15 protein-coding genes are annotated in these 18047 nt (G+C 74.8%); 9 read left to right on the top strand and 6 right to left on the bottom strand.

The window, feature by feature from the left end; genetic code table 11:
* Window positions 1-7 precede the first annotated feature (7 nt).
* Window positions 8-3352, bottom strand: a complete 3345-nt coding sequence (locus R2737_14710; protein MEZ5117509.1) for an EAL domain-containing protein — start codon at window positions 3350-3352, stop codon at window positions 8-10.
* A 144-nt stretch (window positions 3353-3496) separates the two neighbouring features.
* Between R2737_14710 and R2737_14705 the strand changes: the two genes are divergently transcribed.
* Window positions 3497-4429 (top strand): hypothetical protein, encoded by a 933-nt coding sequence (locus R2737_14705; GenBank protein ID MEZ5117508.1) that lies wholly within the window; start codon window positions 3497-3499, stop codon window positions 4427-4429.
* A 262-nt stretch (window positions 4430-4691) separates the two neighbouring features.
* Complete coding sequence (locus tag R2737_14700) at window positions 4692-4928, top strand: hypothetical protein (protein ID MEZ5117507.1); 237 nt, start codon at window positions 4692-4694, stop codon at window positions 4926-4928.
* On the opposite strand, the gene R2737_14695 is transcribed toward R2737_14700, so the two are convergent.
* Together R2737_14695 and R2737_14690 are read right to left on the bottom strand one after the other, a co-directional pair.
* Entirely contained in the window at window positions 4909-6375 is a 1467-nt protein-coding gene (locus R2737_14695) for a DUF305 domain-containing protein (protein MEZ5117506.1), read from the bottom strand. The genes R2737_14700 and R2737_14695 overlap by 20 nt on opposite strands.
* 29 nt (window positions 6376-6404) lie before the next feature.
* Window positions 6405-7946 (bottom strand): multicopper oxidase family protein, encoded by a 1542-nt coding sequence (locus R2737_14690; protein ID MEZ5117505.1) that lies wholly within the window; start codon window positions 7944-7946, stop codon window positions 6405-6407.
* Window positions 7947-8143: 197 nt separating this feature from the next.
* On the opposite strand from R2737_14690, the gene R2737_14685 reads away from it, so the two are divergent.
* From R2737_14685 to R2737_14675, 3 genes are read left to right on the top strand one after another with little or no spacing between them, the layout of a single operon-like run.
* A complete protein-coding gene (locus tag R2737_14685) occupies window positions 8144-8425 on the top strand; it encodes an SHOCT domain-containing protein (GenBank protein ID MEZ5117504.1) in 282 nt (93 codons plus the stop codon).
* A gap of 32 nt (window positions 8426-8457) precedes the next feature.
* Complete coding sequence (locus R2737_14680) at window positions 8458-9168, top strand: response regulator transcription factor (GenBank protein MEZ5117503.1); 711 nt, start codon at window positions 8458-8460, stop codon at window positions 9166-9168.
* Entirely contained in the window at window positions 9165-10325 is a 1161-nt protein-coding gene (locus R2737_14675) for a HAMP domain-containing sensor histidine kinase (protein ID MEZ5117502.1), read from the top strand. The genes R2737_14680 and R2737_14675 overlap by 4 nt, the downstream gene beginning before the upstream one ends.
* A gap of 116 nt (window positions 10326-10441) precedes the next feature.
* Here R2737_14675 and R2737_14670 read toward each other — a convergent pair whose 3' ends face one another.
* Window positions 10442-10597, bottom strand: coding sequence for a hypothetical protein (locus tag R2737_14670; GenBank protein ID MEZ5117501.1), 156 nt, complete (start codon window positions 10595-10597; stop codon window positions 10442-10444).
* A 360-nt stretch (window positions 10598-10957) separates the two neighbouring features.
* Here R2737_14670 and R2737_14665 point away from each other — a divergent pair, with 360 nt between their 5' ends.
* The 4 genes from R2737_14665 (at window position 10958) to R2737_14650 (ending at window position 16539) form a co-directional block, all read left to right on the top strand.
* A complete protein-coding gene (locus R2737_14665; protein MEZ5117500.1) occupies window positions 10958-11563 on the top strand; it encodes a sigma-70 family RNA polymerase sigma factor in 606 nt (201 codons plus the stop codon).
* A 42-nt stretch (window positions 11564-11605) separates the two neighbouring features.
* Window positions 11606-13372, top strand: coding sequence for a hypothetical protein (locus tag R2737_14660; GenBank protein ID MEZ5117499.1), 1767 nt, complete (start codon window positions 11606-11608; stop codon window positions 13370-13372).
* 70 nt (window positions 13373-13442) lie between these two features.
* On the top strand, window positions 13443-15893 hold the full coding sequence (locus tag R2737_14655) for an EAL domain-containing protein (protein ID MEZ5117498.1): 2451 nt from the start codon (window positions 13443-13445) through the stop codon (window positions 15891-15893).
* Window positions 15894-15918: 25 nt separating this feature from the next.
* Window positions 15919-16539 carry an L-threonylcarbamoyladenylate synthase gene (locus tag R2737_14650; GenBank protein ID MEZ5117497.1) on the top strand — a complete coding sequence of 207 codons (621 nt, stop codon included), beginning with the start codon at window positions 15919-15921 and terminating at the stop codon, window positions 16537-16539.
* Between the two features lie 36 nt (window positions 16540-16575).
* Here R2737_14650 and R2737_14645 read toward each other — a convergent pair whose 3' ends face one another.
* Together R2737_14645 and R2737_14640 are read right to left on the bottom strand one after the other, a co-directional pair.
* Entirely contained in the window at window positions 16576-17118 is a 543-nt protein-coding gene (locus R2737_14645) for a hypothetical protein (protein ID MEZ5117496.1), read from the bottom strand.
* 69 nt (window positions 17119-17187) lie between these two features.
* On the bottom strand, window positions 17188-18045 hold the full coding sequence (locus tag R2737_14640) for an SMP-30/gluconolactonase/LRE family protein (GenBank protein ID MEZ5117495.1): 858 nt from the start codon (window positions 18043-18045) through the stop codon (window positions 17188-17190).
* Between the last annotated feature and the right edge of the window lie 2 nt (window positions 18046-18047).

Genomic DNA, 18047 nt, shown 5'->3' with positions numbered 1-18047 from the left:
GGGGGCCTCAGGACACGTCGGGGATCGCCTGCACCGGCGCCACCCGCGCCGGCTCGGCGGCGGCGGCGCCGAACAGGTAGCCCTGCGCCTGTGACCAGCCGAGGTCGACCAGCATCCGTCGCTGGGCCTCCGTCTCCACCCCTTCGGCGACGCGGGCCAGGCCGAGCCGGCGGGCCAGGCCCGCGATCCCCGCGGCCAGCTCGGCGACCCGGTCGTGCGGGGTGGTCTGCAGCGCGGTGAACGAGCGGTCGAGCTTGATGCCGGTCACCGGGTGGTCGCGCAGGTGGGACAGCGACGAGAAGCCGGTGCCGAAGTCGTCGACGTGCAGGCCGATCCCCCACCCCACCAGTTCGGCGAGCGTGTCGCGGGTGAGCGCGCCGGCGCGCAGCAGGGCCTGCTCGGTGATCTCGACGACCAGCCGGGACGGGTCCGCGCCGCTGGCCTCGACGTCGGCCAGGAACTCCGGCACGAAGTCCTCCGCCAGCAGCTGGGTGGGGGAGACGTTCACCGCCATCGTGAGCGGACCCGGCAGCGCCGTCAGCGTCCTCAGCGCATCGCGGATCACCGCCCGGCCCAGGGGGACGACCAGGCCGGTCTCCTCCGCCACGTCGATGAACGTCTCCGCCTCCGCGGGCACGGGCTCCCCGGTGCGCGGGAGCCAGCGGGCCAGGGCCTCGTACCCGACCACGTCGCCCGACGCGAGGTCGACGACCGGCTGGTACCACGCCCGGAACTCCCCGGCCTCGATCCCCTCCCGCATCCGCTGCGCCAGCTCCAGCCGGCGGACCAGGTCGGTACGCATCGCCCGGCTGAACAGCTGCCAGCGATTGCGCCCCTCCTGCTTGGCCCGGTACATCGCGACGTCCGCCTCCTGGAGCAGCTCGTCCGCACCGCGGTCCCCGTGCGAGACGGTGACCCCGATGCTGAGCGTGACCGGGAGCGGTCGGTCGGACCCGCCCATCGACGAGGCCGCCACCGCGCGGACGATCTTGTCCGCCACCGCGCCCGCGGCGGCGACGTCGTGCAGCCCGGGCAGCGCCACCGCGAATTCGTCGCCGCCCAGGCGGGCCACCACGTCGGTGGTCCGTACGCAGCGGCGCAGGACGTGCGCCACCTGCTGGAGTACCGCGTCGCCCTGACTGTGGGAGACAGCGTCGTTGATCTGCTTGAACGCGTCGACGTCGGCGAACAGGACCCCCACCAGCAGGCCCGGCGGGCAGTCCGCGACCAGTTCCTCGAGCCGCGCGTGGAACGCGCCGCGGTTGAGCAGCCCGGTGAGCACGTCGTGGCGGGACCGGTAGTCCAGGTCCGCCATCACCTCGCGGACGGCGGCCTCGGCGTCCTTCTGGGCCGTCACGTCGATCACCTGCAGACTGAGCCCGGTCACCGACTCGCCGTCGCGCATCAGCCCGCGGTGGACGTTCACCCAGATCCGCCCCCGGCCCGGGACCGCGATCTGGCACTCCAGGGCGACGGCGGGCACCACGCCCTCGACCAGCTGGGCGCGCTGCAGGGCCTCGACCGGGCGGTCGTCGGGGTCGAGCAGGTCCGCGAAGACCCGGCCGACGAGGTCGACCCGGGACCGGCCGAGCATCTCCGACAGCGCCTCGTTGAGGTGCACCACCGTCCCGTCGAGGTCGGTGACCGCGACCCCGATCGACGCGTGCTCGGTGGCCTCGGCGGCGACCTCCACGGTCACGTCCACGAGGCTGACCGAGACCCCTGCCACGTGTCCGTGGGCGTCGGTCAGGGCGTGCGCCGTCGCGTCCACCCACAACAGGTCCCCGTCCTTGCGACGGCAGGCCACCCGCAGGGCGAGCCGGGGCTGCGACCCGTCCAGGATCTGGCGCAGGGACTCGCTCGTGCGGGTGTCGCGGTCGTCGCCCTGCAGGGCGAGCACCGGCAGCCCCAGCAGCTCGTCGTGCCCGTACCCGGTCATCTCGGCGAGGGCCCGGTTGGCGGCGAGGATCCTCAGGTCGGGTCCGAAGGTGAGGTACCCGATCCCGGCGCTGTCGACGACCTCCTCCAGCCGGGCGCGCTCCCGCGCCCCCTGCGGGTCGTCCACGGCCGCGGGGACCGGCTCCTGGGCGTTGACGGCGGTCACCGGGCCGGACCGCGTCACGACGGTCGTGAGGCCGATCCGGACGGGGAAGCGGGTCCCGTCCCCCCGGCGGGCCACGACCTCGCGCGGGCTCATGGCCCGTGTCTCGCCCCGGTGCGCTGCGGACTGGAACGCCTCCCGGTGGGCTCGGTGGTCCCTGCGTCTCTGCTCGGGGACGAGCTCCTCGACCGCGTGACCGGTGAGCCCGCCGGGGAACCCGAACAGCTCCTCCGCCCTGCCGTTGGCCCAGGTGATGCGCCCCGCGGCGTCCACCACGAGGAAGCCGTCGGGGGCGGCCTGCACGAGCTCCCACATCTCGTCCTGCCGGTCCAACGAGTCCGCCAACGTGCGCGACTGCCGCGCCACCTCGGCCACGAGCAGGACCAGCAGGACCGCGTTCGCCGCGATGCCGAGGATCCGGGGGACGTACCAGCCCACGGTGTAGCGGTCCCCGGCAGCCATCTGGATGGCGACGTCCGCGGTGATGAGCACGCTGACGAGGACCAGCCAGACCCGCAACCGGGACCCGTGCCGCGCCGCCCACAGCGTCGAGGCCAGCGCCGCCAGGCACGCGGCGAGGCTGGCCAGGGACACCAGGTAGAAGCCGGTGGTGAGCGGCTCCGGCTGGCCCGGCCTGATCAGCACGGGCAGCGACTCCGGCAGCCCGAGGGCGACCAGCGCGACGCCGCCGGCCAGCACGCCCCCGGCGAGCGGTGCGGCCCACGGCCACCACCGGGCCGCCCGAGCTCGGCGCACGTCGACCGCCAGCAGGAGCGACGATGCGGTCACCAGCAGGGCGAAGCCGGTGCGCCACAGGTAGTACTGCCAGATCGCCGACTGCGCGCCGCCGAGGAGGACGCCGTCGGTGACGCTGCCCGGGAAGGCCAGGAAGAACGAGACGGACACCAGGGCGGAGAAGACGTACGCGGCGGCCAGCACCGCCAGCGACCGGGACCGCTGCACCCGCTCGAACCTCAGCAGCAGCACGGCGGTGATGGCGTCCGCGAACAGGAACGCCATCACGTAGGCCCAGGTGAAGCCCGGCAGCGTCGGCCACTGCACCGAGCTGCGCAGCAGCGTCAGGACGCCCACGACCACGATCACGGCGGTGCTGATCGCGACGGTGACGACCAGCACCCGCGAGGCGGTGCCCGGCTCGTCGAGGTCGATCCCGGACGCACGACCCCCACCCGCCGGGAACGCCCCGGCGCGGTCGGCCGGCGTGGGCAGGGAACCCACGTCCCTGATCACCTCTCCAGGCTAGGGAGGCGCCCCAGGGGTGTCCTGCCAGCGACGGCCGGGCGGGTGACGTCCGAGGCCAGGGGCGGGGAGACTGCACCCGTGGCCGGGACTGGACGCGTGATCGGGACTGCGCGCGTGGCCGACACTGCACCCGTGGCCGGCAGCGGGCGGGGACGCAGCGGGCGCTACGGCCGTCGCGGCGCGCTCGTGGCCGCGGCCGCCGTCGCGGCCCTGACGGCCGCGGCGTGCACGGTCCCCGCCCCGGACCGGACCAGCGGCGGGGCGGCCACGACGGCGCCGCCGGCGGCACTCAGCGGGACCCTGGTGCAGAACCGCAACGACGAGGCGGCCGGCGTGATGCGGGTCCGGCTGGTGTCCGAGGACCCGGTCACCGTGAAGGGGCTGGAGGTCCGCTGGCCCGGGTTCGCGTCGACGGCCGGGCCCGTGACGCCGGACTACCCGCTGGCGGCCGGGGTGCCGGCGGACCTCGCCCTGCCCCTGGTGCCCGCCGCGTGCGGCGATCCGCCGCTGCCGTCCCCGCCCCCTCCGGACGGCCCTCCGGTCGCGGTCGTCACGACCCGCGACCCGTCCGGTGCCACCGCGACCGCCGACGTGCTCCTGTCCGGGTCCGAGGACACCACCGGCCGGCTGGTCGCGCGCTCGTGCCGGGCGCAGGCGCTGGCGTACGCGGTCGACGTGCGTCTGGCGGATGCGTACGAGGAGCGCGAGGTGGAGGGCATCCCCGTGCTGCGCACCGACCTTGTCGTCACGCGGCGGAACGCGGACGGCCCGGTGCGAGTGACAGGCCTGGACGGAAGCGTGCTCATCGACTGGGCACCCGCCGACGGCGCCACGCTGCCCGAGACGCTGGACGCCGGGACCGCGGAACTGGTCCTGCCCGTCGACCTGCGCACGGCCGGCCGGTGCGACGGGCACTCGCTGGGCGAGAGCAAGAAGACCTACGAGCTCGACGTCCTCGTCGACGTCGACGGCGCCGTTGCCCCCGCGACCGTCGTGGTCCCGCCTGAGGTGCAGCCGCGGATGTGGCGGGTCATCACCGGCGGCTGCGCCGCGATGGGCCGCTGACCCCGACCCCACTTGTGGACACGGACGCAGCACGCCGCGCCGGAACGGCCCCGCCCTCGCGACTGGACCCCCCATCGGACTGTCCCACTGCCACGGCGCGGCCTCCGCACGGTCGTCGACACGGCCTGCCAGCGCTGGCGGACCGCGACTCTCCAGGGCGGCCGCGACCTACCCCGGCGGTCCGGCACGCGTCACCGCGAGTTCACCCGCGCGGCACCCGGGCGTCGGCCCGGCCTCACCGGGCGGCAGCAGGGTGGGTGGCATGGCTGCTGCGCGCTCGCCCCGCGCCGACCGGATCCGGCGGTCGGCGCGGCAGTGGCGCGACCGGCTGGCGACCCTGCTCCAGCCTCAGCGATCACCCGTGCTGCGTCTGCTGGAGGACGAGCCGCTGACCGTGGACGACCTGCTGCGCGGAGCCGACCAGAGGTCGATCTTCCGCGGAAGATCGACCTCGGCGGATCCGGGACCGGACGGCGGGCTCAGCCGCCGATCCCGGTGATCCGGGGGGCGAACGTCACGCCCCCGTCGGTCGAGGTGACCACCGTGTCGCCGACCAGTACCGCCACCGTGTCGACATCCACCGCGAGCGCCCCCGGCTGCCCGCCGACCTCCCCGACGGGGGACCAGGTGCGGCCGGAGTCGGTGGACCTCAGCACGCCGCCCTCGGGATCCACACCGGTGAGCGTGTCCCCGGACCAGGCGACGAAGGCGATCAGCGGGGCCCCACTGATCGGCTCCCACGTCCAGCCCCCGTCGGTGCTGCGCCGCGGCCCGTCCTGCGTGGTCGCCACGACCACGGACGGGTCCGCGGGGTCCACCGCAAGGTCGAAGACCCCGATCGCGCCGAGGTCGGCCCAGCTCGCACCCCCGTCCTCCGAGCGCAGCAGCACGTTGTCGTGGGCGGACACCCCCAGGACGACGTCGCCGACGGCGACGAGTCGGTGGAAGTCGACGTCGCCCTCCAGCGACACCGCTGCCCACGTCCGACCGCCGTCGGTGGACGCCCGCAGCCCGAGGTCCGCTGGCAGGTCCTGGCCGGGACCGGGGTGCCCCGACGCCAGCCAGCGGGAGCCGTTCCGCGCCAGACCCATCACGTCGAACGGCTGCTCGCTGACCAGCGTCGCCGCCTGCCCCGGCTCCTGCCGCCAGAGCCCGTCGTGCGTCCCCAGCAGCAGCGCGCCGCCGTCCCAGGCCAGGTTGTGCACGTGGCCCCAGTCGTCGCCCGCGGCGACGGGCGGGCCCTGGGCACCGGCCGCCGGACCCCCGTCGCCGGACGCGCCCCCGGCGCCGGCGCCCTCGGTGGCGTCACTCGTGGTCTCTCCGCCGAGCAGCCCCCGCATCGTGGCGATCTCGGCCTGCTGCGCCGCCACAATCTCCTCCGCCAGGGTGCGCACCGCCGGGTCCTCGGTCGTGGTGAGCACCTGCTCGGCCATGTCCACCGCGCCCTCGTGGTGGGCGATCATCATCGCGAGCCACATCCGGTCGAAGTCGGTGCCGGTGGCTTCGCCGAGCTCGCCCATGTCCTCCGCGGACATCATCCCGGCCATGCTCATGCCACCCATGTCGTGACCGGAGTGGTCGTCCGGCACGCCGGACTCGTCGGAGCCGGGCATCGCCACCGGCTCGCCCCACTGCGTCAGCCACTGGGTCATCAGCGCGATCTCGGGGTCCTGCGCGGCCTGGATTGCCGTCGCCAGCGCGCGCACGTCGCCCGAGGCGTCGGCGTCCGCGGCCAGCGCGAGCTCCGCCATCTCCACCGCCTGCTCGTGGTGCGGGATCATCAGCTGCGCGAACGCGACGTCACCGGCCCGGCCGGGCTCGAACGTCGCAGTCTCCGCCGTCGACGCACCGTGGTCGCCCGACGCGCAGCCGGACAGCAGCAGCGCGGCAGCGACCGCCACAGCAGCGACACCGGTGAGCCTCCGACGCGCCTGTACGAGCACCATGTCCTCCCTCTCGTGCGTCGCCTGACCGCTCAGGCGACGTAGTCGAGGCGGGTCATCATCCCCACCTCGACGTGATATCCGTTGTGGCAGTGCACCATCCACCGGCCAGGGTTGTCGGCGACGAGGTCGACGTCGATGCCGCCCATCGCGGGTACGAGGACCGTGTCCTTGCGCGGACCCCGCCCGCCGGCCGGCCCGAGCTGGAACGTGTGCCCGTGCACGTGCAGCGGGTGCGGCATCATCGACATGTTGCGGATCCGCAGCCGCGCCGCCTGTCCTGACTCGACAGTCAGCGGGACGGTTTCGGCGTACGTACGACCGTTGATGGTCCACACGTAGTCGCGCATGCCGCCGGAGAGCACCACGTCCTGGACGCTGTCCGGTTCTCTCGGCTCCAGGGCCGCACCGTCGGCCGCACGGAGCCGGTCGGCGCTGAGCACATCCCCGTCGAGCTCCGCGGGACGGTAGGACTCCGGCGGCACCGCGCCCGACCCCGTCCGTACGAGCGCGCGGGCCGAGCCGAACTTGCCCACCGGTTCGGCGGCCAGCACGAACGCCCCGTCGGACAGCGTCACCACGGCGTCGTACCGCTCACCCATCCCGACCACCACGGCATCGGCGGCCTGCGGCGCGACCGGGTATCCGTCGGAGTGGGTGACCGTCAGCCGGTGCCGGTCTAGCGCAACCACGAACACCGTGTCGGCGGAGGCGTTGACCACCCGCAGCCGCACCCGGTCGCCGGGGCGGGCGCTCAGCACGTCGGGGTCCGCCGGAACCCGGCCGTTGACCAGGTACAGCGGGTAGTCCACGTCACCGGCACCGCCGTGCATCCCGCCGCCGTGCATGCCCTCCGACCCGGACCCGGCCATACCTCCCATGCCGTCCATGCCCATGCCGCCCATCCCCATGCCGCCCCCGGACCCGGCGCGCAGGTCGGCCAGGATCTGCTCGGGGGAGGGGCCCACGCCGTCGGTCCAGTCGTCGAGGACGACCAGCCACTCCGCGTCGTACGCCCCGGGCTCGGCCGGGTCGTCCACCACGAACGGCGCGTACAGACCACGGTCGAGCTGCAGGCCGTGGTGCGGGTGCAGCCAGTGGGTGCCGGGATCGGGGACGACGAAGTCGAAGTCGAACGTGCCCCCGGCGGGCGTCTCCGGCGTGGTCACGCCGGGAACGCCGTCCATGTCGTTGCGGATGGCCAGGCCGTGCCAGTGCACGCTGGTGGCGACCGGCAGGTCGTTGGCGAAGTTCACCCGGACGCGGTCGCCGGCGGTGCAGCGCAGCGGCGCCCCGGGGACGGTGTCGCCATAGGCCCACGTCGGCACCACCCGGCCGCCAAGGTCCACCTCGACGGGGCGGGCCCGCAGGGACAGTGCCCGCACGGTGCCGCTGCTCGGGCGGGCCGCCTCCGCCGCACGCACCGCGTCCCGGCCCACGCCTGTCCCGGCCACCCCGTCGGACCCCGAGCGCAGGCCACAGGCCGCGACCCCCGTACCCGCCGCCACCGCGCCGGTCAGGGCCAGCAGGCGACGCCGGCTCAGCAGGGTCGTCGGCGTCGGCAGGAGTGCCATGCCAGCAGCCTGCGCGACCACCCGGTGCCGGACGGACCAGGAACCATGAAGGTTCGGTGAAGACGGCTGGGCCACCACGGCCGGCTTCGGCAAGACTTCAGGGAACCGTCGGCGCGACCTCCATGAACCCGGTCCAGCGTGGGGAGCGCGGGCCGACGGCACACCGCCCGACGCCCGCTCGACCGGAGGAGGAATCGATGCACTGGTACTCCGTCGGAGCCGGCTGGAACGGGTGGCTGATGATGCTGGTCATGCTGCTGTTCTGGGTCGCCGTGGTGGCGCTGGCGGTCTGGGGCGTGGTGCACCTGACCCGGACCGACCGGACCTCGGCACCCGTGGAGAGCCCCCGGGCGATCCTGGACCGCCGCTTCGCCAGCGGCGAGATCGACGCGGAGGAGTACGCCCGGATGCGGGCGCTGCTCGACGAGCGCGGCGGGTCGCCGGCGGGTGGCCGCGGGCGGGACGCGATGAACGCATGACCGCGGCGGACCCGGCCGGTCCCGTGAATCCCGTGGTACCGGCCGCGGCTCACGTGCTCGTCGTCGACGACGAGGTGCCCCTCACCGAGGTCGTGGCGGGCTACCTCCGCCGTGAGGGGTTCGCCGTCAGCGCCGTCCACGACGGTCCGTCGGCCGTCGCCGCCGCGCGGGACACCGAGCCGGACCTCGTGGTGCTGGACCTGATGCTGCCCGGGTTCGACGGGTTCGAGGTGTGCCGCCAGCTGCGCCGCTTCACCGACGCGTACGTGCTCATGCTCACCGCCCGCGACGACGAGGTGGACAAGGTCGTCGGGCTCTCCGTCGGCGCGGACGACTACCTGGTGAAGCCGTTCTCGCCGCGCGAGCTGGTCGCGCGGGTGCACGCCCTGCTGCGCAGGCCGCGGACCACGCGGTCTTCCGCCGGCACCGCCGGAGACGCCGGCACCCGGCTCGGCGACCTGGTCGTCGACGTGGAGGCGCGGACCGTCTCCGTCGACGGGCGCCCGGTCGAGCTGACCCGCACCGAGTTCGACCTGCTGGCCGCGATGGTGTCCCGGCCCCGCGCGGCCCTCAGCCGGCAGCAGCTGATCGAGGCGGTGTGGGGCGGACAGTGGTTCGGCGACGAGCACGTCGTGGACGTCCACATCGGCCACCTGCGCCGCAAGCTCGGCGACGACGCGGACGTGCCCCGCTACATCCGCACGATCCGCGGCGTGGGCTACGGGATGGTGGTTCCAGCGTGACCGCGACCGCGCGGACGGACGGGTCCGAGCGCCGCCCGCGCGCCCGTCTCGCTACCCGGCTGATGGCGGCGCAGGTGCTGGTGATCGCGGTCGGTGCGGTCACGCTGGTCGTGACCGCGCTGCTGGTCGCCCCCTCGCTCTTCCACGAGCACCTGGCGCGCACGGGGGAGGACTCCCCGGAGGTGCAGCTGCACGCGGAGGAGGCGTTCGTGTCCTCCTTCGCCATCGCGATCGCCGTCGGCACGCTGGTCGCGCTGATCGGGGCCGGGCTGGTGTCGTGGCTGCTGGTGCGGCGGGTCTCCCAGCCGGTGGAGGAGCTCGCGGACGCGGCCGAGTCGGTCGCGGCCGGCAACTACGCGGTGGACGTACCCGACGCCGCCTTCAGCAGCGAGCTGCACCGGCTGTCGGACTCCTTCGCGCACATGGCCGGCCGGCTGGCGGAGACCGAGCGCACCCGCGCCGGGCTGCTGTCGGACCTCGCGCACGAGCTCCGGACCCCGCTGGCCACCCTCGAGGCGTACGTCGACGGCCTGGAGGACGGCGTCGTCCCCGCCGACGATGCGGCGTACGCCACCATGCGCGGCGAGGTGGACCGCCTGCGCCGGCTGGCCGACGACCTGCGCCAGACCGCGTACGCCGAGGAGGGGGCGCTGCGCTTGCACCCGGTGTCCGCGGACCTCGCCGACGTCGTCCGCGACTGCCTGGCCGCGGCGCAGCCGCGGTACGCGGCGGCCGGCGTACCGCTGCGGCTCGCGGTGTCCCCGGCGCCGCGGGTCCGGATCGACGTGCAGCGGATCCAGCAGGCCGTGGGCAACCTGCTGGACAACGCGCTGCGGCACAGCGGACCCGGGGAGGAGGTGCTGGCCGAGGTCGGGACCGCCGGCGACGGGTCGGCCCGGGTCACCGTGACCGACCGGGGCGACGGCATTCCCGTCGACCAGCTGGACGCGGTGTTCCAGCGCTTCCACCGGGTGGACGCCGCACGCACGCACGCCGACGGGTCCGGGACCGGGCTGGGCCTCACCATCGCCCGCGCCATCGTGGTCGACCACGGCGGCTCGCTGGTCGCGTCCAGCGACGGGCCGGGTACCGGCGCGACGTTCACCCTCACCCTGCCCGGCTCGCCTGCCCGTGCGGCGAGCGGCCCGGACCGCTAAACGATCTTCCGCGGAAGATCCACTTCTCCGCGGTCGCGCGGGCGCGGACGAGCAGACCCCTAGCAGCCGGACCACCACCGGGCCGGTCGCGGTCGCGATCCTGGCGACTCCTGGCGTCAGTCGTCCCGGTGGAAGTCCCGGTGCTCGCGCTTGAGCTGCTCGATCGGGTCGTGGTCGGCATCGAGCCGAGCAGGTCCGAAGAAGGTGAGCAGGACCCGGCGGACCCAGTAGCCGACGGACTCCGTCATCCGTTGTGCGGTGCTGTGCGACATGACCTCACCTCCCCTGGTGGGGATCGGTCCTCCGCATCCACGGTAGGCACGGGTGCGGCGAACGGGCAACCGCGCGAGCGTGCGGGTCATCCGTCCGTCAGGCATCCGCGGAGACAGGCGACGGCCACGGCGGCGGACTCCCACCACGAGAACGATCTTCCGCGGAAGATCGTTCTCGTCGGCGACGTCGCTCTACGGGCACCCGAAGCCGCTCTCCCGTGGCGAAGATGATCTTCCGCGGAGAGCCCCGCCGGGAAAGTGGATCTTCCGCGGAAGATCCACATCAGGCCAATCCCCGGGCCGGGGGGATCCACGTGCAAGATCCGGGCGTCCGAGCACATCACGGGGAGGGAGGTGCGGATGCCCGACGACGCGACGGTGGTGAGCGACCCGGTCGACACCGGCCGGGGCGACGACGCGCGGGCGCGGTTCGAGCGCCTCTTCGACGCGTACGCCGTCCCCGTGCACCGCTACCTGGCCCGTCGGCACGCCGGCGACGACACCGAGGACCTGGTGGCGGACGTCTTCGTGGTGGCGTGGCGGCGGCTGGACGAGGTGCCGACCGAGGCCGAGCTGCCGTGGCTGTACCGCACCGCATGGCACCTGCTGGCCAACCACCGCCGGCGGGCCGGCGCGGTGCCGGTGGCCGAGGTACCCGAGCCCGATCCGGACGTCGACGTCGCGGACCGGGTGATCGACGACCTGGCCCTGGCCCACGCCTGGGGCACCCTCGGCGGCCGCGACCGGGAGGTGCTCCGGCTGGCCGCGTGGGAGGGCCTCGACGGGCGGGGCCTGGCCGCCGCCCTGGGGCTGTCCGTCGGGGGAGCCGCGGCAGCGCTGTCCCGCGCCCGGGCGCGACTGGTGGCCGCGTGGGCGGAGTCCGCCGCGGTCGCGCCCGAGCTCTCGGCGCCCCCGGTGGCAGGCGGTGGCGCAAGCCCGGGGGCGGTCGCGACACAGAACGGGTAGGCGCAGCGGCCGCGGGCCGCGCGAGCACCCCGGAGGTACACCATGTCCGACCCGCTCGACCCCCGTCTCCCGGACCCCACCACCCCGGACGCGGTGACCCCCGAACCAGGCAGCCCGGACCCCGCCAGCCCGGACCCCGCCAGCCCGGACCCCGCCAGCCCGGACCCCGCCAGCCCGGACCCCTCGACCGCGGACATGGGGACCTCGAACGCCGGCACCTCCGAGGCCGGCGGCTCCGACCCGGACGCCGCCTGGGAGCGCCTCGAAGCCGCCGACCCGATGGCCGGGCAGCCGGAGCCGGACCTGACCGCCGTACGGACCCGGGTGCTCGACGAGGCGCTCGGCACTGCCCCGGTCGCGATCGCGCCGGTCGCGAGCGGCCCCGGCGCGGAGCCCGGCGGGGACCGCGAGGACGCGCCGGTGGCGGACCTGACCGAAGCACGTCATCGGCGTGCGGGGACCGGCCGGCGGCTGCTCGCCGTCGCGGCCTCGGTCGCGCTGCTCGCCGGCGTCGGGGTCGCCGGCGTCGCGCTCGGCAGGGCCACCGCGGACGACGCTCCCGTGGCCGCCGCCGGATACCCGATCCCCGCACTGAACTCCGGCCCCGGATCACCGGTCGGCGCCCAGGCCGCGCCGCCGCAGACCGGGGCGGGGACCGACGTCGCGACCACGACCGGCGGCGCGGAGGACGCGCGGATGTCGATGCCCTGGTACGGCGGCCGGGTCCTGCTCGAGCCCGCCGCCGGCCTGTCCGACGACGCCGGAGTCGCGTCCGGATGGCGGTACGACACCTCCGGGGTGGACCCGCGGCAGGCCGCGGCACGGCTGGCGGCCGCGTTCGGGGTGTCCGGCGACCCGGTCGCGCAGGACGGCTCCTGGGTCGTCGGATCCGTCGACGGCAGCGAGCCGAACGTCTGGGTCGGCACCGACGGGCTGGCGTCGTGGTGGTTCAGCGACCCGCAGGGGTCGCCGTGGTACTGCCCCGAGCCCGTCGCCGAGCCGCCGGTCGAGCCCGGCACCGAACCCGGCACCGAACCCGGCACCGACTCCAGTGCCGACTCCGCGACCGGGTCCGGGGCCGGCTCGGAGCCCGCCGCCCCGGACGCCGCGTGCCCGTCCACGACCGCGCCCGCCCTCGGGGCCGAGGACGCGGAACGGATCGCCCGACGGACCTTCGCCGACCTCGGCCTGGACGTCGACGCCGCGGTCTGGCGGTCGACGACGGACGGGAGCACCACCTCGGTGACCGCGATGCCGACGGTCGCCGGACGCGAGAGCGGGATGGTGTGGTCGATGGAGTTCGGCTCCGCACCGCAACCGTACTCCGCCTCCGGCTGGCTGGCCGTCCCGGTCGAGGTGCCGGGCTACCCCGTCGTCGGCGCACGCACCGCGGTGCTGCGCTCGCTGGACCCGCGCTGGTCGGTCCTGGGTCCCACCCCGGTGTACCCCGAGGACCAGCCCCGCCCGCTCGCGGCGGCCGACGCCGGCGCGGGTGCCGGTGCCGACACCGCGGTCTCGTCCGCCGAAGGCTCCGGGACCGACGCCACCGGGCACGGTGCCGGTGCCGCCCCCGCTGCGGGCACCGACGGACGTCCCGCGGTCGAGGTACCGGTCGAGCAGGCGACCATCACCGCCGCGCGGCTGGACCTGACCCAGTACTGGCAGCCGGACGGCACCCTGCTGCTGCTGCCGGCGTACCTGCTCCGCGCCGACGACGGCCGGGCCTGGTCGATGCTGGCGCTCACCGACGCCGACGTGCGATTCGTGCCCGCGCCGACGGGCACCGGAGGACCGGTCGTCCTCGAGTAGGTGCGTACGTGACCTGCGGCGCGCACCCCGCCCGGTTGCTTCCCGCCCACCCGCTGGTGACAGTGGGTGCATGGGTGCGCCGACAGGGCGGCGTCAGCCCGGTCGGCGTGCGGCCGAACGACGTCAGCCCGCGTGGCTGTGGCCGCTGGTGGTCGCCGCCATCGCGGGCACTTTCGCGCTCGATGTCACGCTGCGCGACACCGTGCTCTTCCCGGCGGCGTTCCCCGTCCTGCTCTTCGCCGCGTTCTTCCTGACTCCGAGGGCCATCGCCGTGACGGGCTCCGTGGCGCTGGCCCTGGCGCTGCTCGCCGGGTACGTCACCGAACGGCTGGGCATCGCCGACTACTGGGTCCGGCTGGGCGCCATGGCGGCCTTCACGATCCTCGCCGTGGCCCTCGCCGCCGTCTCCCGTCGACGTACCCGGGACCTGGAGGAGTATGCCCGCGAGGCCGAGCGCTCCGGCCAGTTGCTGCAGGAGGTGGTGGACGCGGCAGCGTCGCCCGTCTTCGCCAAGGCCTACGACGACGACGGTCAGTCCGGTCGGTACGTCCTCGTCAACAAGGCCTGGCGCGAGACGACGGACGCTGAGGACGCGACGGTCCCGCTCACCGACGCCGCCCTCTTCCCCCCGGCCGTCGCCGAGGCACTCCGCGCGGACGACCTGCGGGTGATGCGCTCCGGCGAGCCGCACACCGTGGACGAGCGGGTGAAGCCCCGCCGGGCCGAGCCGCGGGCCTTCCAGACCACCACCTTCCCCCTGCGCGACGCGGACGGCAGGGCGTGGGGCGTCGGCGGCATCTCCACCGATGTCACCGACATCACCCACGCGCGCGAGCGCCTCGAGGCGATGTTCGCGTACTCCCCGACGCCGACCCTGCACCTGCGGGTGGCGGATCCGGGGAACACCCGCGCCCTCGCCGCCAACGATGCACTCACCCGCCTGATCGGGGTTGACCTGACCGGGGCGGACTCGGCCCGACTGCGCGGCATGGTGGACGACGCGGGCGCCGACGATGTCCGGGAGCTGCTCGCCATCGGCGTGACCGCGCCGCTGCGGTCACCGCACCCACGGCCGCGACGGTTGATCCGGCTGACGACCGCGGACGGGCGGGCGGTGTCCGTGCTGGCCAGCGCGGGGCCGATCGGGGAGCGGGCCGAGGACGGCAGCCAGGAGGTCGTCATCCAGATGGAGGACGTGACCGCGCGGGTCGCGGCCGAGGAGGCGCTGGCCACGCAGGCGCTGTCCGACCCGGTGACCGGCCTGCCCAACCGGTTCGCCCTGCACGAGCGGCTCGCCGCCGCGCTCGGCCGCCTGTCCCGGCGCCGAGGCCTGGTGGGCGTGCTGTTCTGCGACCTCGACCACTTCAAGCTGGTGAACGACACCCTCGGGCACCCGGTCGGGGACCGCATGCTGGTCGAGGCGGCCCGCCGGCTCGCCGGTGCGGTCCGCCCCGGCGACTCGGTGGCCCGGCTCGGCGGGGACGAGTTCGTCGTCCTGTGCGAGGACCTCACCGACGCCACCGAGGCCGTGCTGGTCGCGCTGCGGCTGCGGGAGCGGCTGGACGAGCCCTGGACGTACGGCGACCACGTCTTCGCCCCCACGGTGAGCATCGGGGTGGCCACGACGAGCGGGGCCAACGACTCCGCCGACGACCTGCTGCGGCGCGCCGACTTGGCGATGTACCGGGCCAAGGAGGCCGGCCGCAACCAGGTCGCCGTGTACGACCAGTCCCTGGATGCGGTCGTCGCCGAGGCGCAGCGCACCCAGGAGCGGCTGCGTGACGCCCTGGACCACGACGGGCTGGTGCTGCGCTACCAGCCGATCGTGCTGCTGGCCGACGGGCGCACCGTCGGTGCGGAGGCCCTGGTCCGGATGCGCGCGCCGGACGGGACGTTGGAACTGCCCGGCAGCTTCATCCCGCGGGCGGAGGCGTCCGGGCTGATCGCCCCGCTCGGCGCGTGGGTGCTGCGGACGGCGTTCGACGACCTGCGCCGATGGCGGCACCGGGGCGTGGCCCTGACCGTCTCGGTGAACGTGTCCCCCGTGCAGCTGCATCGCCCCGGCTTCCCCGACTACCTGCTGGAGCAGGCGTCCCTGGCCGAGGTCGACCCGGCGTGGGTGTGCGTCGAGGTCACCGAGACCGCCCTGCTCGAGCGGGCCGACACCACGACCTCCCACCTGGCCCGGCTGCACGACGCGGGCATGGCCATCGCCCTGGACGACTTCGGCACCGGCTACTCCAGCCTGACCTGGCTCGTCCAGTACCCGGTCGACGTGGTCAAGGTGGATCGCTCCTTCATCAGCCAGCTCGGCGAGGACCGCGGGGCGACGGCCCTGGTGACCGCTGTCCTCGGCGTCGCCGGCGACCTCGGACTCACGACGGTCGCCGAGGGCGTCGAGACCGAGCGCCAGGCCGAGATGCTGCGCTCGCTCGGCTGCGATCAGGCGCAGGGGTTCCTGTTCGGCCGCCCGGTCGAGCCCGACGACCCCCGCTGGACCGCCGGGCTGGCCGAGACCTGACGCCGTACGCCTACGCTGGCCGACCGTGGCCCGCTACGTCGAGGTGCACCCGGTGGACCCGCAGCCGCGGGCGATCCGGGCCGTGGCCGACCTGGTGCGCTCGGGCGGCCTGGTCGTGTACCCGACAGACTCGGGCTTCGCGCTGGGGTGCCGGGTCGGCAACGCCGATGCGCTGCAACGCATCCGGCGCATCCGCGGCCTGGACGAGCGGCACCACTTCACCCTGGTGTGCAGCGACCTGGCCCAACTAGGCCCGCTGGTGCGGATCAGCACGTCGGCGTTCCGGGCGGTGAAGTCGTGCACGCCGGGCGGCTACACGTTCATCCTGCCCGGCACCCGCGAGGTACCGCGTCGGCTGCTGCACCCGCGCAAGCACACCGTCGGCGTACGCATCCCCGACCACCCGGCGGCGCAGGCCCTGCTCGCCGAGCTGGGGGAGCCGCTGGTGTCGAGCACGCTGCTGCTGCCGGGGGAGGACGACCCGCTCACCGACGGGTGGGCGGTCAAGGAGCGGCTGGACCACGACGTCGATGCGGTCCTCGACTCGGGGGAGTGCGGGTCGCTGCCGACGACGGTCGTGGACTGGTCCGGGGACGAGCCCGTCGTCGTCCGGCGCGGCAGCGGCGACCCGACCCGGTTCGAGTAGCGCCGGACCGACCTGGCCGCTGGTCTGACGGAGCCCTCAGCGGGCGTCGCGCTTGGCCTGCCGGCGCGCCCCCGTCGCCCGCACGTCGGCCCCCTTCGCCACCGATCGCGGGGACACCAGCGACCGGTCACCCACCTTGCGGTTGGGAGCCGGCTTCGAGGCCCGAGCCCGCGGGGACCCCTTCGTCGACGACCCGCGGGTGGACGCCGAGGCTGCCGCCGCGCTGGCCTCTCGGTCCGCGCGGGCCGCCGCGATGCGCTCCGCGCGCAACTCCGACGCGCTTCGGCGCGCGACCGCCGCCAGCCGGGTGCTCACCCGCGCCAACGCGTCCTCGAACACCTCGACCCGGTCCGCGTTGCGCCGGTTCTTGGGCCGCGAGGCACCGCGTGCGCCGTACTGCGGGACCCTCGCCGACGCCTCCCGTCGGTAGACCGACACGTACTTGTCCCGGACCCGTCGCACCCGCAGGTGCAGGTCGACCAGCTCGTCCTCGTCCAGCTGCTTCAACGCGGCCGGCTCGGTCTCCGCGACGAGCAGCCGGTCCTTGTCACCCAGGGCGTTGATCAGTCCGCGGTTCACGGGTGCTCCGTCCGTCGATCGATAGCGAATGGGAGAACGCTGCCACCCCTGGGGCGGGTCGGCACCTCGTCAGAGCCGGGCGACCTCGACTGTCGCCGACCGCGCATCGGCCACCTCGGCCGGATGGCTCGACGGCGCGGTCATGACGAACATGGTCCGCCCGTCCGCCCCGCCGAGGGCGCAGGCGTAGGCGATCTGCCGGGTCTCCACGGTGCCCGCGACCTCACCGCCCTGGCGGTAGCCGACGACGGCCGGCGCCAGCGCGGAGGCGACCCAGACGACCTCCCCGTCGGTGCAGATGCCGTCGGGCGCGACCCCCTGCGCGGCGGTGCTCGCCCACACCCGCGGGTTCGACAGCGAGCCGTCGGCGGCGACGTCGTACGCGGTCAGCTGCAGCCGCAGCGTCTCGGCGACGACGAGGGTGCGGCCGTCGTCGAGCAGCACCATCCCGTTGGGGAAGCGCACGTTCTCGGCGGCGACGTGCACCGACCGGTCCGGGTCGACCCGGGCGATCCGGGTCAGCCCGGCACTCTCGTCGGCGAGGATCACCGGGATCTCGCGGGCCAGCATGTCGGCATGCAGGTCGTACCCGAAGTTGCCGACATACGCGCGGCCGGCGTCGTCAACGAGCATGTCGTTGCAGTGGAAGTCGGCCAGGCCGGACAGGTCGGCGTACTCGGTGACGGTGCCCTCGGCGTCACGGCGCAGGACCTTCCGGTCGAGCATGCTCACGACCAGCAGGGAGCCGTCGGGCAGCCAGCCCAGGCCGGACGGCTGGGTGGGGACCTCGACGACGAGCTCCTCGTTCCCGGACTCGTCCACGGCGTAGACGCCGTGCCGGTAGAAGTCGCTGAACCACAGTCGGCCGTGGTGCCACCGGGGCCCCTCGCCGAATCCCAGCCCGGTCAGCAGCACCTCGGTCGCCATGG

The organism is Candidatus Nanopelagicales bacterium (assembly GCA_041393815.1).
Lineage (GTDB): Bacteria > Actinomycetota > Actinomycetes > S36-B12 > JAWKJK01 > JAWKJK01.
The sequence above is the reverse complement of the archived record's forward strand: the minus strand, read 5'-3'. Positions and strand labels throughout refer to the sequence as shown.

What these genes read in the sequence shown, in the direction of transcription:
- R2737_14665 (MEZ5117500.1), top strand. Translation starts at nt 10,958, where the DNA reads ATGCCCGACGACGCGACGGTGGTGAGCGACCCGGTCGACACCGGCCGG.
- R2737_14655 (MEZ5117498.1), top strand. Translation starts at nt 13,443, where the DNA reads ATGGGTGCGCCGACAGGGCGGCGTCAGCCCGGTCGGCGTGCGGCCGAA.
- R2737_14700 (MEZ5117507.1), top strand. Translation starts at nt 4,692, where the DNA reads ATGGCTGCTGCGCGCTCGCCCCGCGCCGACCGGATCCGGCGGTCGGCG.
- R2737_14660 (MEZ5117499.1), top strand. Translation starts at nt 11,606, where the DNA reads ATGTCCGACCCGCTCGACCCCCGTCTCCCGGACCCCACCACCCCGGAC.
- R2737_14670 (MEZ5117501.1), bottom strand. Translation starts at nt 10,597, where the DNA reads ATGTCGCACAGCACCGCACAACGGATGACGGAGTCCGTCGGCTACTGG.
- R2737_14685 (MEZ5117504.1), top strand. Translation starts at nt 8,144, where the DNA reads ATGCACTGGTACTCCGTCGGAGCCGGCTGGAACGGGTGGCTGATGATG.
- R2737_14640 (MEZ5117495.1), bottom strand. Translation starts at nt 18,045, where the DNA reads ATGGCGACCGAGGTGCTGCTGACCGGGCTGGGATTCGGCGAGGGGCCC.
- R2737_14690 (MEZ5117505.1), bottom strand. Translation starts at nt 7,946, where the DNA reads ATGGCACTCCTGCCGACGCCGACGACCCTGCTGAGCCGGCGTCGCCTG.
- R2737_14695 (MEZ5117506.1), bottom strand. Translation starts at nt 6,375, where the DNA reads ATGGTGCTCGTACAGGCGCGTCGGAGGCTCACCGGTGTCGCTGCTGTG.